Raw genomic sequence first — 25,665 nt, 5'->3', positions numbered from 1 at the left:
ACGGGTTCATCCAGCCGGCCCGACGGGGCCGGCCGGGCCAGTGTAGGGGCTCAGGCGCAGGCCGGCTCGGCGGTGACGTCGGTGGTCCAGGCCGGCAGCCACAGCGTCACGCTCGTGCCCTGGCCCAGCACGCTGTCGAGCTCGACCTCGCCGCCGTGCAGCTCGACGATCTCCTTGACCAGCGCCAGCCCGAGCCCGGTGCCGGGGATGTTGCCCGAGGCGTCGGCGCGGAAGAAGCGCTCGAAGGCCCGCCGGGCGTGCTCGGGCGACATGCCGATGCCGTGGTCACGCACGACCACGCCCACCCGGTCGCGGCCCTGGCGCTGGCGCTGCAGGGTCTGCAGCTCGATGCGCCCGCCCTGGGGGGAGTACTTGTAGGCGTTGGACAGCACGTTGGTGATCGCATGCTGGAACTTGGCCCGGTCCACCCGCACCGGCATCGGCAAGGCGGACAGGGTCTGCTCGATCCGGCGCTCATCCCCCGGCACCATCAGGCCCTCCACGCCGGCGGTGACGATGTCGCGCACATCCAGCACCTCCAGGCAGAAGTCCTTGCCCTTGCGGGCCTCGATGCGGGCGAGGTCCAGCAGCTCGTTGATCATGTTGGTCAGCCAGACCGACTGCCGGTTGATGGTCTGCAGCACGTCGCGGGTGCGCTCCTCGTCGAAGCGGCGCATCAGCAGCAGGTCGGAGAAGCCGCGGATGCTGGCCATCGGCGTGCGCAGCTCGTGGGCGGCGGTCGACAGGAACTCGCTCTTCATGCGGTCGACCTCGGTCTCGCGGGTGATGTCGCGCAGGTGCAGCACCTGCGACACGCTGGGCGCATCGCAGTCGCGCCGGCTGGAGACGACCACCCGCTGCGGCGGCCCGCGCAGGACCAGCACCTCGGCGTGGCAGCCCGCTTCGCCCGCCTCCCCCAGATCGGACAGCCAGTGCGCCATGCCCGGGGGATCACGCGCCTCGATCACGCCGGCGAGGCGGGCATCGAAGGCCGCGCGGTCCAGCCCGAGCAGCTCGGCGGCCGGCACGCCGACCAGGCGCTCGAAGGCCGGGTTGAGCGACATCGCGTGCCCCTGCCGGTCGAAGGACACGAAACCGTCGGGGCTGAGCGCGAAGACGGTGTCCAGCCGGGCCAGCTGGTCGCGCAGCAGCGCCTGGGCCTCCAGGCGCGCGGTGATGTCGCTGATGATGCCGATGTAGTGGGTGATCTCGCCCGTGAGCTCGTCGTGGACCGGCGCGATCGACAGGTCGTTGTCGAAGCGCCGGCCGTCGCGGCGGTAGTTGCGCAGCAGCACCCGGCAGGGCTGGCCCCGGGCGATCGCCTCGCGGATCTCGGCCAGGCCGGGCTGGTCATGGTCCTCGCCCTGCAGCAGGCTGCAGGAGCGCCCCAGCACCTCGCTGGGGGCATAACCGGTCACGCGGGTGAAGCCGGCGTTGACGAAGACCAGCGGATTGCCCGGCGCCTGCACGTCGGTCAGCAGGATGCCGTTGGTGCTGGCGTCGATGGCCCGGTCGCGCAGCCTCAGGCTGGCTTCGGCCTCGCGCTGCTCGGTGACATCCGACAGCGTGCCGCTGTAGCCGCAGGGCTGGCCGTCGTCGTCGAGCAGGCGATGGGCGTGCACCGCCAGCCAGCGGGAGCCGCCGTCGGCCGTCAGGTGGCGGATCTCGCCGCGGCAGCTGCCGGCGTCGCCATGGACCATCGCCTCGAACAGCAGCTGCGCCCGGCCCCGGTCGGCCGGCAGGATCGCCTCGAGGAAATGCCGCCCGAGCATGTCCGGCCCGCTGCGGCCGGTGATGCGCTCCCAGGCCGGGTTCAGGTAGGTCCAGTGCCCGCCGAGGTCGACCTGGAAGATGACCTCGTTGACCGACTCGATCACCCGCCGGTGCATCGCCTCCTGGCGGCGCCGCTCGGTGACGTCGTCGATCACCAGCACGACATGGTGCACCCAGGGCCGCTGCCCGGGCGCCGGCAGCGGCGCCTGCGGATCGACCATGGGGCTGATGGAGATCTCGCACCAGATGATGCTGCCGTCGGCGCGGCGCATGCGGGTCTCGAGGTGCACGTCGTGGCAGCCGGTCACGCACCCGCGCATCGCGTGCACGATGTCCTCGTCCAGCATGCGCGAGCGCAGCAGCTCGCCATCGGCGGCCAGCAGCTCCTCGATCGAGGCCCCGCTGAGGGCCGCCATGGCCGGGTTGGCATAGACCGCACGGGCCCGCCCCGGGGCCATCTCGAGGATGAGCACGCCGTTGCCCGTGGAGGCGAGCGCCTGGTCACGCAGCCGCAGGCCGGCGGTGGCCTGCTCGCCCCGCTCGCGGGCCCGCACGGTGGCGGTGATGTCCGACAGGATGCCGTCGATGCGCAGCGCCCGGCCGCAGGCGTCGCGCACCAGGGTCATGCGGTTCTCCAGCCAGCGGGGGCCGTGCTCGTCGCCACGCACGGCCAGGCAGGCGACCGCGCAGCCCTGCTGCCGGGCGGTGATGCAGGCCGCCTCGAGTGCGGCTCGCCCGTCCTCGTCGAGCAAGCGCTGCATGGTGGCCGCGACCATCGGGGTCTCGTCGGGCCCCACCCCCAGCAGGCGGGCCACCGGCGGGCTGGCGAACAGCAGCTCCTGCCGGTCGATGCTGAGCGAATAGACCCCGTCGGCCAGCGTGGCCAGGATGCTGTCCAGGCGGTCCTTGGCCTGCGCCAGCTGATCGGTGCGCTGGGCCACCATCCGCTCCAGCCCGGTCTGGGCCTGCAGCAGGCGGGCGAGCATGGCCTCGAAGCTGTGCGCCAGGCTCTGCACCTCGGAGCCTCCGCGGTGCAGCTCCTGAGGCGACAGATGCGGGATCTGGTCCAGGCCGTCGCGTGCCACCCGGTGAGCCGCCTCCTGCAGCGCCTGCAGCGGCCGCATCGCGCCGTTGGCCAGCCGCTCGACGCCGCGGTGGGCGATCCAGAGCAGGGCCGCGCCCACCATCGCATACAGCGCGCCGATCCACAGCACCGGCGCCAGTGCCGTCAGGACCGGCTGATGCACATCGAGCATGAAGGCCTGGCTGACCCCGCCGATGCGGGTGCGCATCTGCACCGACCACGAAGCCGACAGCTCGTTCCCGCTGCGGGGCGCGGTCATGGCCAGCAGGTCCTGGCCCGAGCGCACCTCGGCGCGGAAATCCTTCGTCAGCGCCGCCAGGGGCGCCTGCAGCAGCGCCCCCAGGTCGAGCTCGCCGACCAGCGTGCCCTCGACCGTGCCGGTGCTGGCGAACACCACGGGATAGGCCAGCAGCAGTCGCCACCGGCCGGCCTCCTGGTGCAGCTGCTGCTGCAGATGGCCGGCCAGCATGCTGCGGATGGCCAGGTCACGCACCTCGGGCGGTGACGGCTCGGGCTGTCCGGCCCCATGGAGTTCACCGTGGCTGTCGGCCAGCGTCCGGCCCTCGTGGTCGGTGAGCCACAGCATCTGCACCCCGAGGCTGTTCTTCTGGTGCTCGGACAGGGTCGGGGCGAGGTAGACATCCCGCCCGGCGGGATCGACCAGGGCATTGCGCACCAGGGTGCGGCGCGACAGCTCGGCCAGGCCGGCCGCGGCGTTGTCCAGGCGCGTCTCCATCAGCAGGTGGATCTCGCCGCCGGCGCTGTTGAGCCGGGCGTCGGCACGCTGCAGCAGCAGCCAGCCGATCATGGCCAGGGACAGCCCCCCGACCAGCAGCACCACGCAGGTCACCAGGTAGCGGGCGCCGCTGGCCAGGCGCGTGGCCAGGCTGACGGGCGCGGCGGCGTTCGGCATCAGGCCCGTGCTCATGCCCGGCCCCTCACCCACGCGCACCGGCCACCCGCTGCAGGCGCCCCTCGGCATCCCAGCGGGCCAGCATCACGTCGGACTCGGACAGCGCCTCGTGGCGCTCGCGCGTGAAGGCCGGGGCATAACGTCGCACCACGCCGTCGATCGGATCGAGCTGCTCCAGCGCCTCGCGGATGGCCTCGCGGCGGGTGCTGCGGGCCCGCTCGATCGCCCGGTGCAGGATCAGGGTCGTGTCGTAGCCCTGCCCCAGGCCGACCAGCGAGGGCAGGCGCATCGGATCGGCCACGCCCATGCGCTCGGCGGCACGCTCCATCAGTTGCCGCCCGCGCGGACTGCGGTGGATCAGCAGCGCGCGGGTCTGCACCACCCGCAGGTCCAGCTCGTGCAGGCCAGGACCCACCAGCCGGGGAAAGTCCCCGCCGGCGATGCCCCAGTGGCTCAGGATGGGCAGGCGGCTGGCCACCGGCAGATCGAGCATCTCCCGGGCCAGCACCATGCCCTCGGGCTCGTTGGCCACCAGCAGCAGGGCCTGCATGCCCGCCCGCTTGAGGTCGAGCACATGTTCGATGAGCGAGGTCTCGCCACCCCAGTTGTACCAGCGCACCGGCAGCAGCTGCAGCCCCTTGTGGAGCGGCACCTGGGCTTCGGCCGCCTGCTGGCAGCTGCGCCCCCAGCCCGAGTTGGGCGCGATCAGGCCGACGCGCAGGTGGCCCTCGGCATGGGCCTGGCGCAGCAGCGCCTTCATGGCCCAGGTGTCGTTGAGCGAGACCCGGAAGGACCAGTCGGGCTGCCGACCCGGATCGAGCACGGTGCTGCCCGCCGCCCAGGGGCTGAACACCGGGCACTGCAGGCCGGGCGCGACATGGCCCATCTCGGTCAGCACCGGGCTGAAGCGGCTGCCGAACACCGCCACCAGGTCGGGCAGCGCCGCCAGCGCCCGCAGGTTCTCGACGCCACGGCTGGGCACGCTGCGATCGTCGCGGACCTCCAGCTGAAGCGGGCGCCCGCCCAGCACGCCACCGGCCGCGTTCAGGTCCTCGATGGCCAGCTCCACGCCCAGGCGGATCATGTCGTGGCTGGTGCTCGTGGCCATCTTCAGCTCGGCCGTCATGCCGATGCGCACCGGCGACGGCGACGCCCGCAGGGGCGAACACGACACGGCCGCCATCGCCGCGGCGGCCAGGCGCAGCGCCGCGCGGCGGGAAGGACGAACTGTGGCGACCATCGTGTGTGCTCCTGGCTGCGCCGGGCACAAGGCCCGGCATCGCCCGGGTTATCGACGGCACCGAGGCGGACTTGAGCGGCATCGGCCGCCACGGGCCCGGCGGCTCAGGCCCGCGACGTCAGCAAGCCCAGCAGCAGCAGCACGAGCAGCCCCAGCAGCAGCGCGACCCCACGCCAGAAGCGCGCCGGATCGCGCTCCAGCAGGGGCGCACGCTGGGCCCTCAGGTGCTGGGGCCCGGGGTGGCTCAGGTCGTGGAGGAAGGCCGACAGCGCCTCGTGCCGCCGGGCCCGCCGCGGATGCAGCGCCTGGCGCAGCACGGCGTCGAGCCAGGCGGGCAGGTCGCGCCGGGCCTGGCGCACCGGCTCGTAGCTCAGCCGGTGCAGATCCCCCGGGCCCCGGACCTGCGTGACCTGCAGCCCGTAGGGCAGCGCGCCGGTCAGCATCTGGTAGGTGATGAGCGCCAGCGAGAACAGGTCGGACTGCGCCGAGACGCCTTCGCCGGTGAAGTATTCGGGCGCGGCGTACTGGAGCGATCCCGGCAGCAGGTCGGCATCGGCCACGCGGGTGCCTTCGGCCAGGCCGGCGACGTGCACCGCGCCGAAGTCGATGATCTTCACCGTGCCTTGACGGTCGATCATGATGTTCTCGGGGCGCAGGTCCTGGTGCAGCATCTCCTTGCGGTGCAGGGCCTGCAGGCCCCTGGCCACCTGCTCGACGATGCGGCGCACCGCATCCAGGTCCGGCCGGGGGTGGTCGGTCATCCACTGGGCCAGCGTCTGGCCATCCACGTACTCCATGGCCACGTACAGGTGACGGCGCCGACGATCCGTGACGCAGGGCTTGAGCAGGTTCGGATGGTCCAGCCGGCGAGCCACCCACTCCTCCAGCAGGAAGCGGTCGAGGTGCTCCGGGTGGTCACGCAGGTCCACCGAAGGGGTCTTCAGCACGACCTGGCGCCCGCTCGCCGGGTCGATGGCCAGGTGGACGTGGCTGCGCGCGCTGGTCTGCAGCTCGCGCACGATGATGTAGCCCTCGAAGTCCATGCGCGGCTGCAGCACCGGCGGCATGGCCAGGCCCTCGCGCTGCGCATGCAGGCGATGCGCCGGCTCGTCGGGCAGCGAGACCACCCGGGCCAGCTGCACCGTCAGGTTGTCGTCGGCCCCCTGCGCCAGCGCCCGGGCCACCAGGTGGGCGGCCGCGGCATCGAGCTGCGCGGGATGCGCCGCCAGGGCCGCATGCACGTCGGCGGCGACCAGATGCTCGCAGGCCCCGTCGGTGGCGAGCAGGTAGACCTCCCCGACCTCGGTGGTCCAGCAGCGGTAGTCGATCTCCACCGTGGCACTGGCGCCGAGGGCGCGGCCGAGGTGGCTTTCGCCGTCGGACACCCGCACACGATGGTCCTCGGTCAGCTGCTCCAGCGCCTGGGGATGCAGGCGATAGATGCGGGAGTCCCCCACATGCAGCAGGTGGGCCTCGCAGCCCTTGAAGACCAGGGCACTGAAGGTGCACACCTGGCCCCGATCCCTGTCGAAGCGGGCATCGCTGCGCTGGTTCTGCGCGTGCAGCCAGGAGTTGGTGGCCTGCAGTACCCGCTGGGCGGCCCGCTTGACGGGCCAGGCCTCGGACGTGCTGAAGTAGTCGTCGAGGAAGCCCCGCACTGCCGCCGCGCTGGCCACCTGGCTGACCGCGCTGCTGCCGATGCCGTCGGCCAGCGCCAGCACGATGCCCTTGGTGCTCAGCAGGGGCTCCGTCGGTACGCTCGCGCCGTGGAAGTCTTGGTTGACCGCCCGCCCGCCGGGGTCGGAGTGCTGGCCCAGATCGACACGCAGGCAGGTGGACATGGCGGACGACCCGGGTCAGCGCGATCGAGGTCCTCGGGGCATGCGCGCCGTCACTCAGTGCGCCCGCCTGGGCGCCGTCTTGTAGTGGGTCGAGTACAGCGTCGCGCCGACGAAGGTCAGGCCGCCGACGAGGTTGCCCAGCACGGTGGGGATCTCGTTCCAGATCATGTAGTCCATGAAGGTGAAGTTGCCGCCCAGCATCAGGCCCGACGGGAACAGGTACATGTTGACGATGCTGTGCTCGAAGCCCATGTAGAAGAAGACCAGGATGGGCATCCACATCGCGATGACCTTGCCAGACACGCTGGTGGACATCATCGCCGCCACCACGCCGGTGGAGACCATCCAGTTGCACATCACCGCCCGGATGAACAGCGTCAGCATGCCCGCGGCGCCGTGCGCCGCGTAGCCCACGGTGCGGCCCTCGCCGATGTGGCCGATCTTCACGCCCACCGCATTGGGCGCTTCGGAGAAGCCGTTGGTGAAGATGATGGCCATGAACAGCGCCACGGTCATCGCGCCGGCGAAGTTGCCGCAGAAGACCAGCGCCCAGTTGCGCATCACGCCGCTCCAGGTGGCGCCGGGGCGGCGGTCCAGCACCGCCAGCGGCGCCAGCGTGAACACGCCGGTGAGCAGGTCGAAGCCCAGCAGGTACAGCAGGCAGAAGCCGACGGGAAACAGCAGCGCGCCGATCAGCGGATTGCCGGTGTTGACGTTGACGGTCACCGCGAAGGCGGCAGCCAGCGCGAGGATGGCGCCGGCCATGTAGGCACGGATCAGGGTGTCGCGGGTCGACATCAGCAGCTTGGATTCGCCGGCGTCGACCATCTTGGTCACGAACTCTGCGGGGGCTAGGTAGGCCATGTTCTTGTCCTGTCAGTTCGAGGCGATCAGCACACGGCCCTGGTCGATGCGCACGGCGTGGGCGCGCACCGAGTGCTCCGGCGCCTCCACGCACTCGCCGGTGCGCAGGTCGTAGTGCTGCTTGTACAGCGGCGAGGCCACCACGATGCGTTCGCCCAGGCTGCCGACCAGGCCACGCGAGAGCACGCTCGCGCCGGCCTTGGGATCGACGTTGTCGATGGCGTAGAAGTCATCGCTGCCCACGCGGAAGATCGCCACGTGGCGCTCGCCGACCCGCGCGCAGACGCCGGTGTGGGGCAGGATGTCGTCGGCCGCGCACACGGCGGTCCAGTTCAGGGTCTCGGTGTTCATGGATGGGGCTCCGGTGCGGACTCAGGCGGGCGTGCGTTCTTCGGGGCGGGCCGGACGGATCTGGCCCCGTTCCTCGACGAACACGATGTGCTCGTCGGCCCGATCGCTGTTGACGAAGGAGCGGAAGCGCTGGCGCACCACGGGGTCGGTCACCGCCGTCTTCCACTCGCACTGGTAGGTGTCGACCACGTGCTGCATCTGGGTCTCCAGCTCGTCGGCGATGCCCAGGCTGTCCTTCAGGATCACGTCCTGCAGATAGGCCAGGCCGCCTTCGAGGTTGTCGCGCCAGGTGCTGGTGCGCTGCAGCCGGTCGGCGGTGCGCACGTAGAACATCAGCACGCGGTCGATCATGCGCACCAGCTCGTCCTTGCCCAGGTCGCTGGCGAACAGCTCGGCGTGGCGCGGCTTCATGCCGCCGTTGCCGCAGACGTACAGGTTCCAGCCCTTCTCGGTGGCGATCACGCCGATGTCCTTGCCCTGGGCCTCGGCGCATTCACGCGTGCAGCCCGAGACGCCGAACTTGATCTTGTGCGGCGCGCGCAGGCCCTTGTAGCGGTTCTCCAGCTCGACGGCCAGGCCGACGCTGTCGCCCACGCCGTAGCGGCACCAGGTCGAGCCGACGCAGCTCTTCACGGTGCGCAGCGACTTGCCGTAGGCGTGGCCCGACTCGAAGCCCGCGGCGATCAGCTCCTCCCAGATCAGCGGCAGCTGCTCGACGCGGGCGCCGAACATGTCGACCCGGGCGCCGCCGGTGACCTTGGTGTAGAGGCCGTACTTCTTGGCGATCGTGCCCACGGCGATCAGGCCGTCGGGCGTGACCTCGCCGCCCGGCATGCGCGGCACCACCGAGTAGCTGCCGTCCTTCTGGATGTTGCCCAGGAAGTAGTCGTTGCTGTCCTGCAGGCCGGCCAGGTCCTTCTTCAGCACGAACTCGTTCCAGCACGACGCGAAGATGCTCGCGGCGGTCGGCTTGCAGATGTCGCAGCCCAGGCCCTGGCCGTGGCGGGCCAGCAGCTCGTCGAAGGACTTGATCTGGCCGACCTTGATCAGGTGGAACAGCTCCTGGCGCGAATACGCGAAGTGCTCGCACAGGTGGTTGTTGACCGCCATGCCGCGCCTGGCCATCTCGACCTTCATCACCTGGGTGACCAGCGGCACGCAGCCGCCGCAGGTCGCGCCGGCCTTGGTGCAGGCCTTCATCTCGCCGATGGTGCAGGCGCCCTCGCCCACCGCGGCGCAGATCTGGCCCTTGGTGACGTTGTTGCACGAGCAGATCTGGGCCGAATCCGGCAGCGCCTCCACGCCCAGGCCCGGCTTGGCCTTGCCGTCGCTGGACGGCAGGATCAGGAACTCGGGCTCGGCCGGCAGCGTGATGCCGTTGAGCGCCATCTGCAGCAGCGTGCCGTACTCGGCGGCATCGCCCACCAGCACCGCGCCCAGCAGCTGCTTGCCATCCTCGCTGACGACGATCTTCTTGTAGATCTGGCGCAGCTCGTCGGTGTACTGGAACGAGCGGCTGCCCGGCGTGTTGCCGTGCGCGTCGCCGATGCTGGCCACGTCCACGCCCATCAGCTTGAGCTTGGTGCTCATGTCCGCGCCGACGAAGACCGCCTCTTCCTGGCCGGCCAGCTGGCGCGCGGTGACACGGGCCATCTCGTAGCCCGGCGCCACCAGGCCGAAGGTCTGGCCGTTCCAGGCTGCGCATTCGCCGATGGCATGGATGTCGGCATCGCTGGTGCGGCACTCGCTGTCGATGGCCACGCCACCACGCGGGCCGATGTCCAGGCCCGCCGCGCGGGCCAGCTCGTCACGCGGGCGGATGCCGGCCGAGAAGACGATCATGTCGGCTTCCAGATGGCTGCCATCGGCGAACTCCATGCGGTGGCGGGCCGTCTCGCCGTCGACGATGCGCAGCGTGTTCTTCTGCGTGTGCACCTGCAGGCCGAGGCCCTCGATCTTGCGGCGCAGCACGCGCCCGCCGCCCTCGTCGATCTGCACCGCCATCAGGCGCGGCGCGAACTCGACCACATGGGTCTGCTGCAGGCCCATGTCGCGCAGCGCCTTGGCGCATTCCAGGCCCAGCAGGCCTCCGCCCACCACCACGCCGGTCTTCGAGCGCGCCCCGCATTCCTGCATCGCCTCCAGATCCTCGATGGTGCGGTAGACGAAGCAGTCCGCACGGTCCTTGCCCGGCAGCGGCGGCACGAAGGGATAGGAGCCGGTGGCCAGCACCAGCTTGTCGTAGGGCAGCACCTCGCCATCGACGGTGGTGACAGTGCGCGCCGCGCGGTCGATGCGGGCGGCACGGGCGGCCAGGCGCAGCTCGTGGCCGGTGCGCTCGAAGAAGCCGGGCTCCACCAGCGACAGGTCGGCGGCCGACTTGCCGGAGAAGAATGCCGACAGGTGCACCCGGTCGTAGGCGGCCCGCGGCTCCTCGCACAGCACGGTCACCCTGGCGTGGGACAGGCCCGACGCTTCGAGGCTCTCGAGGAATTTGTGGCCGACCATGCCGTGACCGACAACGACGATGTTCATGGGTGACTTCCGGAAAAAGCGGAGCGGGCGCGTCAGGCACGACAGGCGTGACGAACACAGTCCGGATGACGGGCGCCTGGGTCAGGCGTGACGGGGGAATTCGACGAACGGCGCGTGGCATCGGTGCCAGTGCCGGCGGGGGTGCCGGAGGTTCCCGCTCTCGTTAGCGGAAGCCGATCGTCGAATGGCTGGCTGGCATGGTGACGTTCACTTCCGCCGCAGCGAAAGAACTTCAGCAAGCGCCATGCCGGGCCACGAAGCCGGTCTGGCGTCCTTTTTCTGCCGCCGAGGCCCCTTCGGCGCCTTGGGTTGGTGCGCCAGCCGGTCGAACGCACGGATCAGGGTCGTTCCGCATTCATTTGGTGCCAACCGGCGAAGACCACGATCGTGATCCACCAGATGGCCCCCGGGGTATCGACGGGACTGGCTAGACTTCGCCCCATGAGCACGTTCTTTCCCCTGGGCTGGGCCCACTACCTGGCCGGCGGCCTGCTGATCGGCGCCGGCGTGGCGCTGCTGTTCGTCACCACCGGGCGCATCGGCGGCATGAGCACGGTGTTCTCGTCGACCTGGTCCTACGTGTCGAAGCGGCCGTTCTTCCAGCAGGCCCGGCTGGTCGAGAGCCGCGGCTGGCGGCTGGTGTACGCCGCCGGGCTGATCCTGGGCGCGGCGCTGTGGTGGAAGCTCATGGGCACGGCGGCGGCGCCGTCGACGGGCCTGCCGGCGTGGCAGCTGGTGCTGGGCGGCCTGCTGGCGGGTTACGGCGCACGACGGGGCAACGGTTGCACCTCGGGGCACGGCATCTGCGGCCTGGGCTCGCTGCAGTGGCCCTCGCTGGTGGCGGTGCTGACCTTCATGGCCACGGCCTTCGTCACCGCCAACCTGGTGCGCCACCTGCTGGGCGCCGCGGCATGAAGGCGGCACAGGTGCTGGCGGTGCTGGTGTCCGGGGCCCTGTTCGGCTTCGGGCTGGCGCTCTCGACCATGGTGCAGCCGGCGGTGGTGCTGAGCTTCCTGCACTTCGAGGACCTCGGGCTGGCGCTGGTGATGGGCGGTGCGGTGGTGGTGACGCTGCTGGCTTATCGCCTGGCCCCGGCGGTGATGCAGCGACCGCTGCTGGGCGGCGGCTTCGGCCGCCATGCGTCGGTCATGGAGCGTGACACCGTGGTGGGCGCGGCCCTCTTCGGCATCGGCTGGGGGCTGTGCGGCGTGTGCCCGGGCCCGGCCATCGCGGGGCTGGGCACCGGCAACCTCGAACTGCTGTGGGCGCTGGGCGGCATCCTCGCCGGGGCGTGGCTGCAGGGACGGCGAGCCCGGGTGCCGGGCTGAGCGGCAGCGAGTGGTAGGCCGTGTTGGACTTGAGCCAACCGTAAGCTCCCCTGCAAGCGGTTGGCGGCCTCAACTTCGAAGAGGCTGCCAACCTCAACCAACAGCTTTTGCGCTTCGGGTCAGAGCCTGGGGAGCAGGCTTGCGTTGGACGCCTCCCAGCGAAGAGCACGCATTGGCACCAACACTGCCCACGGGAAAGGACGCTATCGAACTCGGGGCCGCAATCTTTGGCCCCCTCATGGGCGAGGTGTTGCGGGACATCGCGTTTCCGCTGGCCCGCCGTGTGGCGACCGCCTGAGCCCTGGCCCGCTGCAACTGATTGCACGGCTACCCACCGCGCACCCTGCGGATAATGTAGGCACCTGCAACGGGTGCCACCAAAGACACGCCACACCGACCACCAGCGACAAGCACCCACGCAGGCAACCCAAGGGGAGAACATGCCTGCACTCGTGCCCGAACTGGTCAACATGGCGAGCGATCCCGCCGTGTCCACTGGCGAACTATTGCGCCGCGCCCTTGTGGCTGCCCGCCGCCTTGATGCGCCGGAGCTTGTGGAGTGGATAACGTCCGAACTGAACGGCTACAAAGACCGCGAAATCCCGGACTATCGAATCATCCGGGGCCAGATCATGGTGATGAACCCGGTTCGCGGATTGATCCCGTTTCGCGTGCGCAATGCCGAAGCGTTCGACTTGCTTTCCCGACACCCGGAAATGCAGTCCATCCCGGAGCTTGAAGAACTGGCCCGAAGCGACGGCGAACTAGGCCGCTACTTCCCGCCAGCGATTGAGCAGCGCATCATGCAAGGGATGCAGCTTCCCATGCGTCCGCAACTGTGCTTTTCCGCTGTGCAGGTGAAAGGGATCGTTGAGAAGGTGCGCAATCGCATCCTCGAATGGGCGCTAGACCTTGAGAGGCGGGGCGTGCTCGGGGAGGGGCTTACGTTCACCCAGAAGGAGAAGCAGACCGTGCAAGAACAGCACTACCACTTCGGCAACGTGTCGGGTTCACAGATTCAGATCAGTTCCAACGGATCAACCCAGACCCAAGCGAACACCACGGGCACCGACCTTGAGGCCCTGCGGGGCTTGGTTGAAGCCCTGGGCACAGCCCTTGACCGTGGCGCCGTGCAGGGGGACGCAGCCGACGAACTGCGGGCCGAACTGGCGACACTGAAGGCACAAGCCGCTTCGCCGAAACCGAAGTGGGAAATCATCAAGGCCACGGCCCGCACCATCAAGACAGTAGCCGAAGGCGCAGCGGGCAACATCCTGGGGGAACTGGCGAAGCCGCACGTTCAAACGCTGCTGGCCCTTGCTGCTGGCGCTGCTGGGGGTTGAAGGCCCGTTGCCAGTCGGTTGCCAGTGCGGGCCGCACCTTTGCACTTGATTGCAGCGGGAGAAGGCGGGACATGTTGCAGGGCCACCACCGCGCAACCTCTTCGCCACCCTCAAGCCCTTGCCCCACGGAGGGGACACCCCGCCGAAAACTGGCAACAGACTGGCAACGGAGAACACCAAGAAACAAGACCAACAAGTCACAGCGCCAGAATTCTCCGCAACTTGTTGATTTTCATGATGTTTTTGGTAGGCCGTGTTGGACTTGAACCAACGACCAAAGGATTATGAGTCCTCTGCTCTGACCAACTGAGCTAACGGCCCCCTCGTGCAGCGGGCGATTGTAGAGGCTGTCGGCGCCCCCCCCAGGGGCGCGCTCGCCTCACTTCTGACTCAGCGCGTTGCCGACCAGGCGGGCGGTGACGTCGACGATCTGGATCATGCGATCGTAGGCCATGCGGGTGGGGCCGATGACGCCGAGGGTGCCGACGATCTGGCCATGCACCTCGTAGGGGGCGGAGACGACCGACAGCTCCTCGAAGGGCACGACGCCGGTCTCGCCGCCGATGTAGATGCTGACGCCCTCGGCGCGGCTGGAGCCGTCGAGCAGGCGCATCAGCTGGGTCTTCTGCTCGAAGACGTCGAACATCTTGCGCAGCGAGCCCAGGTCGGTGCCGAAGTCGCTGACCTCGAGCAGGTTGCGCTCGCCGACGACGACGACACGCTGCGACTCCTCGTCGACCGCCTCGGAGCCGGCCTGCACGGCCGACTGCATCAGCGTGGAGATCTCGACGCGCAGCGTGTCGACCTCGGACTTGATGCGCTCGCGCATGGCCTCGATGCTCAGGCCCGCGCAGTGGCTGTTGAGGTAGTTGCTGGCCTCCTGCAGCTCGCCCTGGCCGTAGTCCTTGGCGGTGAAGAGCACGCGGTTCTGCACGTCGCCGTCGGGCGAGACCAGGATGAGCAGGATGCGGCGCTCGCCCAGGCGCAGGAACTCCATGTGGCGGAAGACGCTGGGCTTGCGCGGCGTGGTGATGACGCCGACGAAGTGCGACAGGCTCGACAGCACCTGGGCCGCGTTGGCGATGACCCGCTTGGGCTGGTCGGGCTCGATCAGCGGCGCGGGCAGCGTGTCGACGGCGTCGCGGCCGGCGCCCTGCACCCGCGTGGTGAGCATCGCGTCGACGAACATGCGATAGCCGCGCGCGGTGGGCACCCGGCCGGCGGAGGTGTGCGGGCTGACGATCAGGCCCAGCTCCTCCAGGTCGGACATCACGTTGCGGATGGTCGCGGGGGAAAGCTCCAGCCCCGAGGTCCGGGACAAGGTCCGCGACCCCACGGGCTGCCCGTCGGCGATGTATCGCTCGACCAGGGTCTTGAGCAGCATCTTGGCTCGGTCGTCCAGCATGTATCCGATTGTAGGTTCGTGAATCACCACCCGCGGCCACAGGCGGGGAAGACCGCCATCATGGCAGGCGGGGGGCTGTGGTGTAATTTCCTCATGACGAGCCGCTTTCGCCATGCCGCCCTTGTAGGCAAGTATCAGGCACAGGGCATGCGCCCGCTGCTGGAGACCATCGCCCAGCAGCTGGTCCGCCAGGGCCTGACGGTCTCGCTGGAAGAGGCCACTGCCCGCAACACCGGCATGGACCAGTACCCTGCCCTCGACATCGACGCCCTGGGGCGCCGGTGCGACATCGCCATCGTGGTCGGGGGAGACGGCACGATGCTGGGCATCGCCCGCGAGATGGCGCGCCACGGCGTGCCGATGGTCGGGGTCAACCAGGGTCGGCTGGGCTTCATCACCGACGTGCCGGTCCACGGCGTGGAGCAGACGCTCGAGGCCATGCTGGCGGGCGACTACGAAGAGGAATACCGCGCGATGCTCGAGGGCCGGGTGCTGCGCGACGGCCAGTGCATCTACGAGGCGCTGGCGATGAACGACGTCGTGCTGCGCAGCGGCGCGGCGACGATGGTCGAGCTGCGGGTCGAGGTCGACCAGCAGTTCGTGGCCAACTTCCGCGCCGACGGCCTGATCCTGTCCTCGCCGACCGGCTCGACCGCCTACTCGCTGTCGGCGGGCGGGCCGATCCTGCATCCGGGCGTGGCGGGCTGGCTGCTGGTGCCGATCGCGCCGCACATGCTGTCGAACCGGCCCATCGTGCTGCCCGACTCGGGCGAGGTCTGCATCGAGATCGTCAGCGACCGCGACACCTCGGCCAACTTCGACATGCATGCACTGACCCACCTGATGCACGGCGACCGCATCTGCGTGCGCCGCTCCGACCAGCGGGTGCGTTTCCTGCACCCGCGCGGCTGGAACTACTACGCCACCCTGCGGCGCAAGCTGCACTGGAACGAAGGCGCCCCGGCCCCGATCGGAGCCGCCTGATGCTCAAGCGCCTCGTCCTGCGCGACTTCGTCATCGTCACGAGCCTGGAGGTCGATTTCGACGCGGGCTTTGCCGTGCTGACCGGCGAGACCGGCGCGGGCAAGTCCATCCTGATCGACGCGCTGCAGCTGACGCTGGGCGGTCGGGGAGACGCCGGCGTGGTGCGTGAAGGCTGCAGCCGCGCCGACCTCTGCGCCGAGTTCGAACCGGTCACGCCCGCGGTGACCGCCTGGCTCGAGGCCGCGGGCTGCGCGCCCGAGTCGCCGCTGCTGATGCGCCGCACCGTCGACGGCCAGGGCAAGAGCCGCGGCTGGATCAACGGCAGCCCCGCCACGCTGGCGCAGATGAAGGAGCTGGGCGAGCTGCTGGTCGACATCCACGGCCAGCACGCCTGGCAGAGCCTGACGCGGGCGGCCTCGGTGCGCGAGCTGCTCGACGACTTCGCCGGCATCGACACGAACGCGATGGCCCAGGCCTGGAGCCGCTGGCGGGCCGCCCGGCAGGCGCTCGACGAGGCCCGCGCGCACGGCGCCGACCTCGAGCGCGAGCGCGAGCGGCTGGGCTGGCAGATCGGCGAGATCGCCCGGCTGGCCCCCGGGGAGCACGAATGGGACGAGCTCAACGGCGAGCACCAGCGGCTCGCCCACGCCCAGGCCATCCTCGATGCCGCCCAGCTGGCGCTGGACGCGACCAGTGAAGGCGAGATCAGCGCCAGCGCGCTGACCGACCGGGCGCTGGGCGCGCTGGCCGGCGTGTCGCACTACGACCCGCAGCTGGGCGAGGTGGTCGAGGTGCTGCAGGGCGCCCAGGCGCAGCTGGCCGACGCCGCGCACAGCCTGCGCGCGGCGCTGCGCCGCACCGACCTGGAGCCCGAGCGGCTGGGCGAGCTCGACGCCCGGCTGTCGGCCTGGATGGGACTGGCCCGGCGACTGCGCCGTCCGCCCGAGGAACTGCCGGCGCTCTGGCAGGGCTGGCGCCGGGAGCTGCAGGCGCTGGACGCCGCCGCCGACCTGGACGGGCTCGAGCGCCGCGCCGAGCGGGCGCGCCTGGACTTCGAGACCGCCGCCAGCGCCGTGTCGCACCATCGGCACGAGGCCGCCCCGCGCCTGGCGGCCGACGTGAGCGCGGCCATGCAGACGCTGGGCATGGCGGGCGGACGCTTCGACATCACGCTCGAGCCCCTGCCCCAGCCGCAGGCCCACGGGCTGGAGTCGGCCGAGTTCCTGGTGGCCGGCCATGCCGGCAGCACGCCCCGACCGATCGGCAAGGTGGCCTCGGGCGGCGAGCTGTCGCGCCTGGCCCTGGCCATCGCGGTGACCACCAGCCAGCGGCAGGGCCGCCAGGGCCGGGGCACGGCCACGCTGATCTTCGACGAGGTCGACTCCGGCATCGGCGGCACGGTGGCCGACACGGTGGGGCAGCTGATGCGCCGCCTGGGCGGCGAGCGCCAGGTGCTGGCGGTCACGCACCTGCCGCAGGTCGCCGCCTGCGCGGACCAGCACTTCGTGGTCAGCAAGCAGAGCGAGGCGGGCCTGACCCGCAGCGACGTGCGTCCGGTGGACGACGAGGCCCGGGTCGGCGAGATCGCCCGCATGCTGGGCGGCCAGCAGGCCTCGAGCGCGGGCATCGCCCACGCACGCGAGATGCTGGCCCATGCACAAAGCCATGCAAGGATCGGCATCCACCCCGATACTTCGGCCTCGACGCATCAGAAGTCCCGCGCCCGCCGGTGATCCGCCATGAACACACCCCTGCCGCCCTCACCCGCCACGGATGAGATTCCTTCACCGGTGGTGCTGATCTCGGGCATCTCGGGCTCGGGCAAGTCGGTCACGCTCAATGCGCTGGAGGACGCCGGCTACTTCTGCGTCGACAACCTGCCGCCCGAGCTGCTGCTCGACTTCATCCGGCTGGAACGCTCGCAGGCCGCCCGCAAGGTGGCGGTGGCCATGGACGTGCGCAGCGCGGCGTCGCTGCCCAAGCTGCTGCCGCTGAGCGACGAGCTGCAGCGTCTGGGCATCCCGATGCTCAAGCTGTTCCTGGAGTCGAGCACCGAGGCGCTGGTGCGGCGCTACTCCGAGACCCGCCGGCGCCATCCGCTGTCCTCGCGCGACGAGGAGCCGGGGCAGCCCCCGTCGCGCTCCGGGCTGATCGAGGCGATCGAGCTCGAGCGCGAGACGCTCGGCCGGCTGCGCGAGGTCTCCACCGTCATCGACACCACCGACCTGCGGCCCGCCCAGCTGCGCAGCTGGATCCTGCAGCTCGTCGGGGCCAGCGATGCGGCGCTGACGGTGGTGTTCGAGTCCTTCGCCTTCAAGCACGGCGTGCCCCGTGATGCCGACCTGGTCTTCGACCTGCGGGTGCTGCCCAATCCGCACTACGTGCGCGAGCTGCGGGCCCTGACCGGGCGCGACGCCGGGGTGCAGGATTTCCTGCGCGCCCAGCCCGAGGTCGGCGACATGCTGGCGCAGATCCAGTCCTTCCTGGACCGCTGGCTGCCCAGCTACGCGATGGACCAGCGCAGCTACCTGACCGTGGCCGTGGGCTGCACCGGCGGGCAGCACCGCTCGGTCTACCTGGCCGAGCGCCTGGGCGAGATCTACCGCTCGCGCGTGCCCACGCTGATCCGGCACCGCGAGATCGAGGCCAAGGAGGCCGGCAGCCGCTGAGGCTGCCGCCCGCCGCCATGAGCGCACCGGCCCTGCCCTCCGAGCTGGCGCTGTTTCCGCTGCACACCGTGCTGTTCCCGCAGGGTCAGCTGGGGCTGCAGATCTTCGAGGCGCGTTACCTCGATCTGATGGCGCACTGCCTGCGCCACGGCGAAGGCTTCGGCGTGGTCACGCTGATCCAGGGCTCCGAGGTGCGCCGCAGCGACGAGCCCATGTCGTGCGAGCCCGTGGGCTGCCTGGCCCGGCTGATCTCCTGCGACAGCGAGCAGGCCGGCCTGCTGCACGTGCGCTGCCGCGGCAGCCAGCGCTTCGAGCTGTCGTCGAGCCCGCGCCAGGAACGTGACGGCCTGTGGCGCGCCGGGGTGAGCTGGCTGGACGACGATCCGCCGGTGCGGCCGGCCGACGAGGTGCGCAGCACGGTCGAGGCCCTGCGCACGACGGTCGACACGCTGGCCGCGCAGGGGTCCGAGCCCTTCCTGAGCCCCTGGCACTACGACGACGCCGGCTGGGTCGCCAACCGCTGGAGCGAGCTGCTGCCGCTGCCGGCGGCCACCAAGCAACGGCTGATGGCGTTGCGGGATCCCGGCGCCCGGCTGGCGCTGGTGCACGGTTTCCTGCGCCGTCAGCAGATCATCGCGGCGTCAGCAGGCGACGCATAGGCGTGGGCAGGCCGACGGCCGCCAGGCCGTCGCGCGACACCCAGCGCCCGGGGCCCAGCGCCGCCGACAGCGGCGGCGGGCCGGCGTCGCCGCGCAGCACCAGCCGACGCGGGTGCAGCGTCCAGTCGCGGTGGGTCAGCACATGCACGAAGGCCGGCAGCGTCCACAGGCCGAGGCTGTCGGGCTCCGGTTCGGTCTCGAGCAGATCGGCCGGGGCCAGCCCGGGCGGCGTCTCGCGGCAGACCCATGGCGACGCGCCCGCCACCGCCGCTGGCTGCGCCTCGACCAGCCCCCGCACCGCGGACTGCAGCGTGGCCTCGTCGTCGAACAGCGGCATCGTCCACAGGCCGGCCCAGACGCCGCGCTCGGGCCGCTGCTGCAGCCACACCGCATCGCCCGAAGAGATCCAGAGCGTCCAGCTGGCCATGGCCTTGCGCACCAGCTTGCGGGTCTTGACCGGGAACTCGGCCACGCGTGCGAGCTGGCGGGCCCGGCAGCGATCGGCCAGCGGGCAGGCGTCGCACTGCGTCGAGCGGGGTCCGCACAGGCTGGCGCCTAGGTCCATCAGGCCCTGGGTGTAGGCCGGCATGTCCGAGGCCGCGAGCGGCAGCAGCGCCTGCGCCTGCGCCCAGAGCGCACGCTCCTGCGCCGCCTGGGCCAGATCGCCCTCGAAGGCCAGCACCCGCCCCAGCACCCGCTTGACGTTGCCGTCGAGGATGGCGACCCGCTCGCCGAAGCAGAAGGCGGCGATGGCCGCCGCCGTCGAGCGGCCGATGCCGGGCAGCTCGGCCAGCACCGCCGCACGGTCCGGAAAGGCCCCGCCGTGCTGCGCCACCACCGCCTGGGCGCAGCGGTGCAGGTTGCGGGCACGGCTGTAATAACCGAGGCCGGCCCACAGGGCCAGGACCTCGTCGAGCGGCGCGGCCGCCAGGTCGGCGACACCGGGGAAACGCTCGAGGAAACGGGCGTAGTAGGCCAGCACCGTGGTGACCTGGGTCTGCTGCAGCATGATCTCCGACAGCCAGACGCGGTAGGGATCACGGGTCTGCTGCCAGGGCAGCGCGTGGCGGCCGCTGATGCGCTGCCAGCGCACCAGCGGCGTCGCCACGTCGGGCAAGGAAGGAGCGGTCAAGGCAAAGGGGAAGACGTCGAGATCGATCAGGCCCGCTCGGCCGCCGGCGGCGACAGGGTGGCAGGTGACGAGGTGGAGAGGAAAGGCAGCCCGGGCCCGGGCGCCAGCTCGATGCGGTCGGTCAGGGTCACCGGCGACGCGCCGGCGACGGCCATCGGCAGCGGCTGGGTGTCGCCGAACTCGCGCTGGGTGGCTGCGCGACGCGAGGCCTCGAACAGCTGCGCCAGGTGGCCGTCGAGCGCGGTCAGCCGCAGCTCCTGCTGCTCGAGCTCGTTGACCCGGACCTCCAGCTCGCCCGAGGCCTGCCGGATGCGCTCGAGCGACTCGCGGCGGCGCTTGAACGCCTTGCGGCGCTCGCGCAGCTGGGCATCGACCTGAGCCGACGCGGTGCGGTTCCAGAGCTCCATCTCGCCGGCCGCGCTCTCGAACACCACCCGCAGGCGCGACATCAGCATGCGCCGGAACTGGTCGAGGAAACGGGGCTGCGCCAGGCGCATCGCCTGGCTGAGGCCGAGGTACTGGATGTAGTTGCGCTCGATCAGCGCCATGTCGTCACGGAAGCGCGACAGCTCCGGCGTGCTCGAGGGTGACAGGCTGAAGCCGAACTCGGTGTTGAGCCGGGTGAACGAGGCCGCCAGCATGTCGCGGATGTCCTGCCCGCGGCGCTGCGCCTCGTCGAGCGAGACGCGCAGCTGGGCGAACAGCTGGGTGAAGGAGCGCTTGGCCCCCAGCTTGAGCAGCGACTCGCGGATCGAGCGGATCATCAGGTCGACCTGGTCACGCAGCACGTCGCCGGACAGGCCCTGCAGCAGCTCCTTGAGCATGCGCGTGTGCACCGAGCGCAGCGCCTGCAGCTGGGCGGTGCACTGCTCGAACTCGGTGGTCTCGGCGGCCACGCGCGACAGCAGCATCTGCACCTTGCTGGCGTTCTTGCCACGCAGGCCGCGCAGCTCCATCAGCTGTTCGGTCAGGCCGCGGCGCAGGTCGTTGAGGCTGCGCTGGGTCTGCTGCTGGACCACGCCGAGCGCCTCCAGCGTCAGCTGCTCGAACACCGCCCGGCGCTGCGGCAGCAGCTGCTGCGCCAGCGCCTGCTCCAGCGCCAGCAGGCGGCTGTCGACCAGCAGCGCGCTGTTGCCCTCGACGCGGGCCTCCAGCGCCTGCCGGGCCGACAGCGGGAACACCCGCGCCAGCGGCACGTCCAGCGTGCGCGCCACCTGGACGCACTGACGGGTGATCTGGGACTCGCTGTGCTCCACGCTCGACAGCGGGTCGTAGAGCGCATCGATCTTGTTGAGCACCACGTAGCGGGTCAGCGCCTGCGAGGCCAGGTGGTCGCGCCAGATCTCGAGGTCCGAGCGGGTCACGCCGGTGTCCGCGCCCAGCACGAAGACCACCACGTGGGCGCTGGGCAGCAGGCCCACGGTCAGCTCGGGCTCGGCCCCGATGGCGTTCAGGCCCGGCGTGTCGATGACCACCAGCCCGCGCTTGAGCAGCGGGTGCGGCACGTTGATGATGGCGTGGCGCCACATCGGCACCTCGACCCGGCCCTCGATGTCGATCGGCGGGTTGTCGGCCGGCTGCTCGTCGTTCCAGAAGCCGAGCGCCCGGGCCTCGTCGACCGGGACGTGGCGGGTGCGCATCACGGCCGTCAGGGCGCCGGCGAACGATTCGGGATCCTTGACGTCGAGCGACTCGCGCACCCAGGCGCGCGGCTGCCCGCGCAGCTCGGCCAGCGAGGCCCCGTCCAGCCGCGTCTCGATGGGCAGCAGCGACAGCCCCGGCGGCTCGTCCGCATCCCAGCCCAGCTCGACCGGGCACATCGTGGTGCGCCCCGGCGTGGCCGGCATGATGCGGCGGCCCGCATCGGCGAAGAAAATGGCGTTGATCAGCTCGGACTTGCCGCGCGAGAACTCGGCGACGAAGGCCACGACCAGCTTCTCGCCGGCCAGGCGCTGGCGCAGCGAATCGAGCAGGTCGCCGGCGGCCTCGTCCAGCAGTCCCTGCTCGCGCAGGAAGCGCACCAGTTCGCGCACGCTCTCCTCGAGCCGGCCGCGCCAGGTGCCCATGGCATCCAGGCTGCGCACGAAGGGCTCGTGGGTAGTGACGTCGTTCGGTGCGGAATCGATCGGAAGCTGGGTCATCGTCTCACCGTTGCGACACGGTTCGTGGAGTGTTCATCCTAGCGCAGGGTGGCCGGGGCCATGCATGCGCAACATGCCGAGCCTGTCACGGACGGCAGCCGCCCAGGCCGCGAGATGCGCGGTGATCGACGGACAACTCAGCGGCGCTGGCAGGCCGGACAGTGGTAGGTGGCCCGCTGCCCCTGGACGATGCGGCAGATCGGCGTGCCGCAGCGCCGGCAGGCCTGGCCGGCGCGGTCATAGACCTGCGCCTGGTGCTGGAATGCCCCACCCATGCCATGGGCATCGCGGAAATCACGCAGCGTCGAGCCGCCCAGGCTGACCGCCTGCGACAGCACCGCCCGGATCGCCTCGACCAGGCGCTCGCAGCGGGCCCGGCTCAGGCGCCCCGCGGCGGTGCGCGGATCGATGCCTGACAGGAACAGCGCCTCGGAGCAGTAGATGTTGCCCACGCCGACCACCACGTCGCCAGCCAGCAGCGCCTGCTTGATCGCCACCCGCCGGCCCGCCAGCCCAGCGTGCAGCACCGACGCCGTGAAACCCCGCTCGAGCGGCTCCACCCCGAGGCGCGACAGCAGCTGCCGGGCCGGGTCGGCGGCCAGGCCGGCCGACCAGACCACCGCGCCGAAGCGGCGCGGATCGGTCAGGCGCAGCACGCCCCGGTCGGTCCGCAGCTCGAAGTGGTCGTGCACGCCGCGGGGCGGCGGTGCGGTGCTCCAGTTCAGCGAACCGGACATGCCCAGGTGCAGCAGCAGGCCGCTCTCGCCCTCGTCGGGTGACACCAGCGGCATCCACAGGTACTTGCCGCGCCGCTGCAGCGCGCCGATGGCGTGGCCGGCCAGGGCCTGCGGATCGCGGCCCAGCGGCCAGCGCAGCGGCTTGCCGAGCGACGCCGACAGGATGAGCGCACCGTCGACCCGGTCGGTCAGGCTCAGGCGGGTGACTTCGACTTCCGGCAATTCAGGCATGCCGCATTATCGGGAAGGACCCGCTCCGGCCGGGGCGCAGGCCCTCCCCTAGAATGAGTCGAAAGCCGGAGTCCAGTCGCATGCCCCTTTCCTTTCGCGTTCCCGCCGTGAGCCGGCTGCTGCTGGTCCCCCTGGCCGCGATGACGCTGTGCGCCGCGGCGCCCACCCGGGCCGCCATGCCGGAAGGCAGCGGTACCCCGCCGCCCAGGGTCGTCAATTCGACGATGGACGCCGAGCTGTTCTACCAGCTGCTGGTCAGCGAAAGCGAGCTGCGCCGCGGCGAGACCGGCACGGCCTACCAGGTCATGCTCGACGCCGCGCGCCGCACCCGCGACGAAGGCCTGTTCAAGCGGGCCGTGGACATCGCCATCGGCGGGCGGGCCCCCACCGAAGCCCAGGCGGCCCTGAAGGCCTGGCGGCTGGCCCTGCCCCGCTCCCGCATGGCCGTCGAGCTGCAGGCCCAGCTGCTCATGGCCCTGGGCAAGAACCGCGAGGCCCAGGAGCCGATGCAGACGCTGATCGAGCTGACCCCGGCCGCGGACCGGCCGCTGCTGATCGCCAGCCTGCCCCGCCTGCTGCGCCCGGGGGAGCCGGCCAAGGCCGGCGCCCGCACGCTCGACGAGGTGCTGCGCCCCTGGCGCGCCCAGGGGGCCACCCGGGCTGGCGCCGAGACCGGCAGCGCCCGGGCCTGGCTGATCGCCGGGGACACCGGCCGCAGCCTGGAGCTGGTGCGGGCCGCGCTGCAGTCCGATCCGGCCTTCATGCCGGCCGCCGCCGTGGCGCTGGAGCTGATCGACAAGGAGCCCCAGGCCGAGGCGCTGGTGCAGGCCTACGTGGCGCAGCCGCAGTCGAACACCGCGCTGCGCATGGCCTGGGCACGGGTGCTGACCGCCGGCAAGCGTTATCCGGAGGCCCTCGCCGTGGTGCGCACGGTCACCCGCGACGAAGCCACGCTGCTGCGCGCCTGGGTGATGCAGGGCGCGCTCGAGATGGAACTGCAGCAGACGGACGCCGCCTCCGCCTCGCTGCAGCGTTTCCTTGCCCTCGACGAGCAGCGACCGAAGGACGACGACCCCGGCACGCAGGCCGAGGACACCGGCACCGACGCCCACCAGCTGGTGGCTCAGCAGGACCGCAGCCAGGCCCTGCTGATGCTGGCCCAGGCCGCCGAGATGCAGAAGGACTACGCCGGAGCCCAGCGCTGGCTCGACCGGCTGGCCGAGGTGCAGGACGCGCCGTCGGTGGCGGTGCGCCGCGCCGGGCTGCTGGCCAAGCAGGGCAAGCTCGACGAGGCGCTGGCGCAGATCGACACCCTGCCCGAGGGCAGCGACGAGGAGCTGCGCGGCAAGCTGGGCGCCCGGATCCAGCTGCTGCGGGATGCGCAGCAGTGGAAACGGGCCCACGAGGCCCTGCAGCAGGCCAACGAACGTTTCCCGAAGGACGCCGACCTGATGTACGAGCAGGCGCTGCTGGCCGAGAAGCTCAAGCGCATGGACGAGTTCGAGGCCCTGCTGCGGGCGGTCATCCTGCTCAAGCCCGACCAGCCGCATGCCTACAACGCGCTGGGCTACAGCCTGGCTGATCGCAAGCTGCGGCTGGACGAGGCCCGGCTGCTCGTCACCCGGGCCCGCACGCTGGCACCCGACGACGCCTTCATCACCGACAGCGCCGGCTGGGTCGAGTTCCGGCTGGGCAACCTGATCGGCGCCGAGCACCTGCTGCGCGAGGCCCACGCCAGGCGCCCGGACGCGGAGATCGCCACCCACCTCGGCGAGGTGCTCTGGGCGATGGGGCGCCGCGACGAGGCCCGCGCGCTGTGGATCGAGGCGCGCCGGCAGGACGCCGACAACGAGGTGCTGACCGAGACGCTGGCCCGGCTGAAGGTGCGGCTTTGAGGCTGCAGCGCGGCCGCTGGTCCGCCCTGGCCTGCGCCCTGACGCTCGCCGCATGCGCCAGCACGCCGCCGGCGACCGGCACCGACGACCTGCTGACCGGACGGCTGGGCGTGGTGGTGGAGGGTCAGGCGGATCGTTCCTTCTCGGCCGGCTTCGAGCTGAGCGGCGACGCCCGCCAGGGCCGGCTCGCGCTGACCAGCCCGATCGGCCTGAGGGTCGGCGAGGCCCGCTGGCACGGCAACGTCGCCACGCTCAGCAGCAGCGACGGCGAACGCCGCTACGACAGCCTGGAAGCGCTCGCCGACGACCTGATGGGCGAGACGATCCCGATCGAGGCCCTGTTCGACTGGATGCGGGGCCGCCCGTGGCCCCAGGCCGCCGCCACCCCGCTGCCGAGCCCGCGCCAGGGCTTCTCGCAGCTGGGCTGGGAGGTCGACACCACCCGGGCGAGCGAAGGCAGCATCGCCGCCGTGCGCCAGAATCCGCCGCCCCGGGTGACCGTGCGCACCCGGCTGGACACCCGCTGATCCGCGGGTCGCC

General features: G+C 71.1%; 19 protein-coding genes and 1 tRNA gene. 9 read left to right on the top strand and 11 right to left on the bottom strand.

What is annotated here, in order from left to right:
* Positions 1–50: 50 nt before the first annotated feature.
* From C7444_RS15005 to nirB, 6 genes are all read right to left on the bottom strand, one after another.
* Positions 51–3,785, bottom strand: a complete 3,735-nt coding sequence (locus C7444_RS15005) for a PAS domain S-box protein (RefSeq protein ID WP_170130772.1) — start codon at positions 3,783–3,785, stop codon at positions 51–53.
* 10 nt (positions 3,786–3,795) lie between these two features.
* Positions 3,796–5,010 (bottom strand): ABC transporter substrate-binding protein, encoded by a 1,215-nt coding sequence (locus tag C7444_RS15000; RefSeq protein WP_110401663.1) that lies wholly within the window; start codon positions 5,008–5,010, stop codon positions 3,796–3,798.
* 104 nt (positions 5,011–5,114) lie between these two features.
* The gene (locus C7444_RS14995) at positions 5,115–6,851 is read right to left on the bottom strand and encodes a bifunctional protein-serine/threonine kinase/phosphatase (RefSeq protein ID WP_110401662.1); all 1,737 of its coding nucleotides are present in this window, start codon (positions 6,849–6,851) and stop codon (positions 5,115–5,117) included.
* A 54-nt stretch (positions 6,852–6,905) separates the two neighbouring features.
* On the bottom strand, positions 6,906–7,715 hold the full coding sequence (locus tag C7444_RS14990) for a formate/nitrite transporter family protein (RefSeq protein ID WP_110401661.1): 810 nt from the start codon (positions 7,713–7,715) through the stop codon (positions 6,906–6,908).
* A 12-nt stretch (positions 7,716–7,727) separates the two neighbouring features.
* Positions 7,728–8,066, bottom strand: coding sequence for a nitrite reductase small subunit NirD (gene nirD / locus C7444_RS14985; RefSeq protein WP_110401660.1), 339 nt, complete (start codon positions 8,064–8,066; stop codon positions 7,728–7,730).
* Positions 8,067–8,087: 21 nt separating this feature from the next.
* A complete protein-coding gene (gene nirB / locus C7444_RS14980) occupies positions 8,088–10,601 on the bottom strand; it encodes a nitrite reductase large subunit NirB (protein ID WP_110401659.1) in 2,514 nt (837 codons plus the stop codon).
* Positions 10,602–11,042: 441 nt separating this feature from the next.
* Between nirB and C7444_RS14975 the strand changes: the two genes are divergently transcribed.
* The 3 genes from C7444_RS14975 (at position 11,043) to C7444_RS14965 (ending at position 13,272) form a co-directional block, all read left to right on the top strand.
* Positions 11,043–11,516, top strand: coding sequence for a YeeE/YedE family protein (locus C7444_RS14975; RefSeq protein WP_110401658.1), 474 nt, complete (start codon positions 11,043–11,045; stop codon positions 11,514–11,516).
* The gene (locus C7444_RS14970) at positions 11,513–11,929 is read left to right on the top strand and encodes a DUF6691 family protein (RefSeq protein WP_110401657.1); all 417 of its coding nucleotides are present in this window, start codon (positions 11,513–11,515) and stop codon (positions 11,927–11,929) included. The genes C7444_RS14975 and C7444_RS14970 overlap by 4 nt, the downstream gene beginning before the upstream one ends.
* A gap of 440 nt (positions 11,930–12,369) precedes the next feature.
* Entirely contained in the window at positions 12,370–13,272 is a 903-nt protein-coding gene (locus C7444_RS14965) for an AbiTii domain-containing protein (protein ID WP_170130771.1), read from the top strand.
* 244 nt (positions 13,273–13,516) lie between these two features.
* Here the strand turns inward: C7444_RS14965 and C7444_RS14960 are convergent.
* Positions 13,517–13,593: transfer RNA gene (locus tag C7444_RS14960), tRNA-Ile, on the bottom strand.
* 58 nt (positions 13,594–13,651) lie between these two features.
* On the bottom strand, positions 13,652–14,677 hold the full coding sequence (hrcA, locus tag C7444_RS14955; RefSeq protein WP_110401656.1) for a heat-inducible transcriptional repressor HrcA: 1,026 nt from the start codon (positions 14,675–14,677) through the stop codon (positions 13,652–13,654).
* Positions 14,678–14,770: 93 nt separating this feature from the next.
* Between hrcA and C7444_RS14950 the strand changes: the two genes are divergently transcribed.
* From C7444_RS14950 to C7444_RS14935, 4 genes are read left to right on the top strand one after another with little or no spacing between them, the layout of a single operon-like run.
* On the top strand, positions 14,771–15,661 hold the full coding sequence (locus tag C7444_RS14950; RefSeq protein ID WP_110401655.1) for an NAD kinase: 891 nt from the start codon (positions 14,771–14,773) through the stop codon (positions 15,659–15,661).
* On the top strand, positions 15,661–17,394 hold the full coding sequence (gene recN, locus C7444_RS14945) for a DNA repair protein RecN (protein WP_211317577.1): 1,734 nt from the start codon (positions 15,661–15,663) through the stop codon (positions 17,392–17,394). Before C7444_RS14950 ends, recN begins: the two co-directional genes overlap by 1 nt.
* Positions 17,395–17,400: 6 nt before the next feature.
* On the top strand, positions 17,401–18,330 hold the full coding sequence (rapZ, locus tag C7444_RS14940; protein WP_110401654.1) for an RNase adapter RapZ: 930 nt from the start codon (positions 17,401–17,403) through the stop codon (positions 18,328–18,330).
* A 17-nt stretch (positions 18,331–18,347) separates the two neighbouring features.
* A complete protein-coding gene (locus C7444_RS14935; RefSeq protein ID WP_110401653.1) occupies positions 18,348–18,989 on the top strand; it encodes an LON peptidase substrate-binding domain-containing protein in 642 nt (213 codons plus the stop codon).
* Here the strand turns inward: C7444_RS14935 and mutY are convergent.
* The 3 genes from mutY to mutM form a co-directional block, all read right to left on the bottom strand.
* Complete coding sequence (gene mutY, locus C7444_RS14930; RefSeq protein WP_245909592.1) at positions 18,961–20,121, bottom strand: A/G-specific adenine glycosylase; 1,161 nt, start codon at positions 20,119–20,121, stop codon at positions 18,961–18,963. The two genes, C7444_RS14935 and mutY, sit on opposite strands and share 29 nt — an antisense overlap.
* Before the next feature lie 26 nt (positions 20,122–20,147).
* On the bottom strand, positions 20,148–22,262 hold the full coding sequence (locus C7444_RS14925) for a dynamin family protein (RefSeq protein ID WP_110401651.1): 2,115 nt from the start codon (positions 22,260–22,262) through the stop codon (positions 20,148–20,150).
* 137 nt (positions 22,263–22,399) lie between these two features.
* Positions 22,400–23,230, bottom strand: a complete 831-nt coding sequence (gene mutM / locus C7444_RS14920) for a bifunctional DNA-formamidopyrimidine glycosylase/DNA-(apurinic or apyrimidinic site) lyase (protein WP_110401650.1) — start codon at positions 23,228–23,230, stop codon at positions 22,400–22,402.
* Positions 23,231–23,310: 80 nt separating this feature from the next.
* Between mutM and C7444_RS14915 the strand changes: the two genes are divergently transcribed.
* Together C7444_RS14915 and C7444_RS14910 are read left to right on the top strand one after the other, a co-directional pair.
* The gene (locus tag C7444_RS14915; protein ID WP_110401649.1) at positions 23,311–25,125 is read left to right on the top strand and encodes a tetratricopeptide repeat protein; all 1,815 of its coding nucleotides are present in this window, start codon (positions 23,311–23,313) and stop codon (positions 25,123–25,125) included.
* Positions 25,122–25,652 (top strand): outer membrane lipoprotein LolB, encoded by a 531-nt coding sequence (locus tag C7444_RS14910; RefSeq protein ID WP_170130770.1) that lies wholly within the window; start codon positions 25,122–25,124, stop codon positions 25,650–25,652. Before C7444_RS14915 ends, C7444_RS14910 begins: the two co-directional genes overlap by 4 nt.
* Positions 25,653–25,665 lie beyond the last annotated feature (13 nt).

This window comes from Sphaerotilus hippei, assembly GCF_003201595.1.
GTDB classification, from domain to species: domain Bacteria; phylum Pseudomonadota; class Gammaproteobacteria; order Burkholderiales; family Burkholderiaceae_C; genus Sphaerotilus; species Sphaerotilus hippei.
The sequence above is the reverse complement of the archived record's forward strand: the minus strand, read 5'-3'. Positions and strand labels throughout refer to the sequence as shown.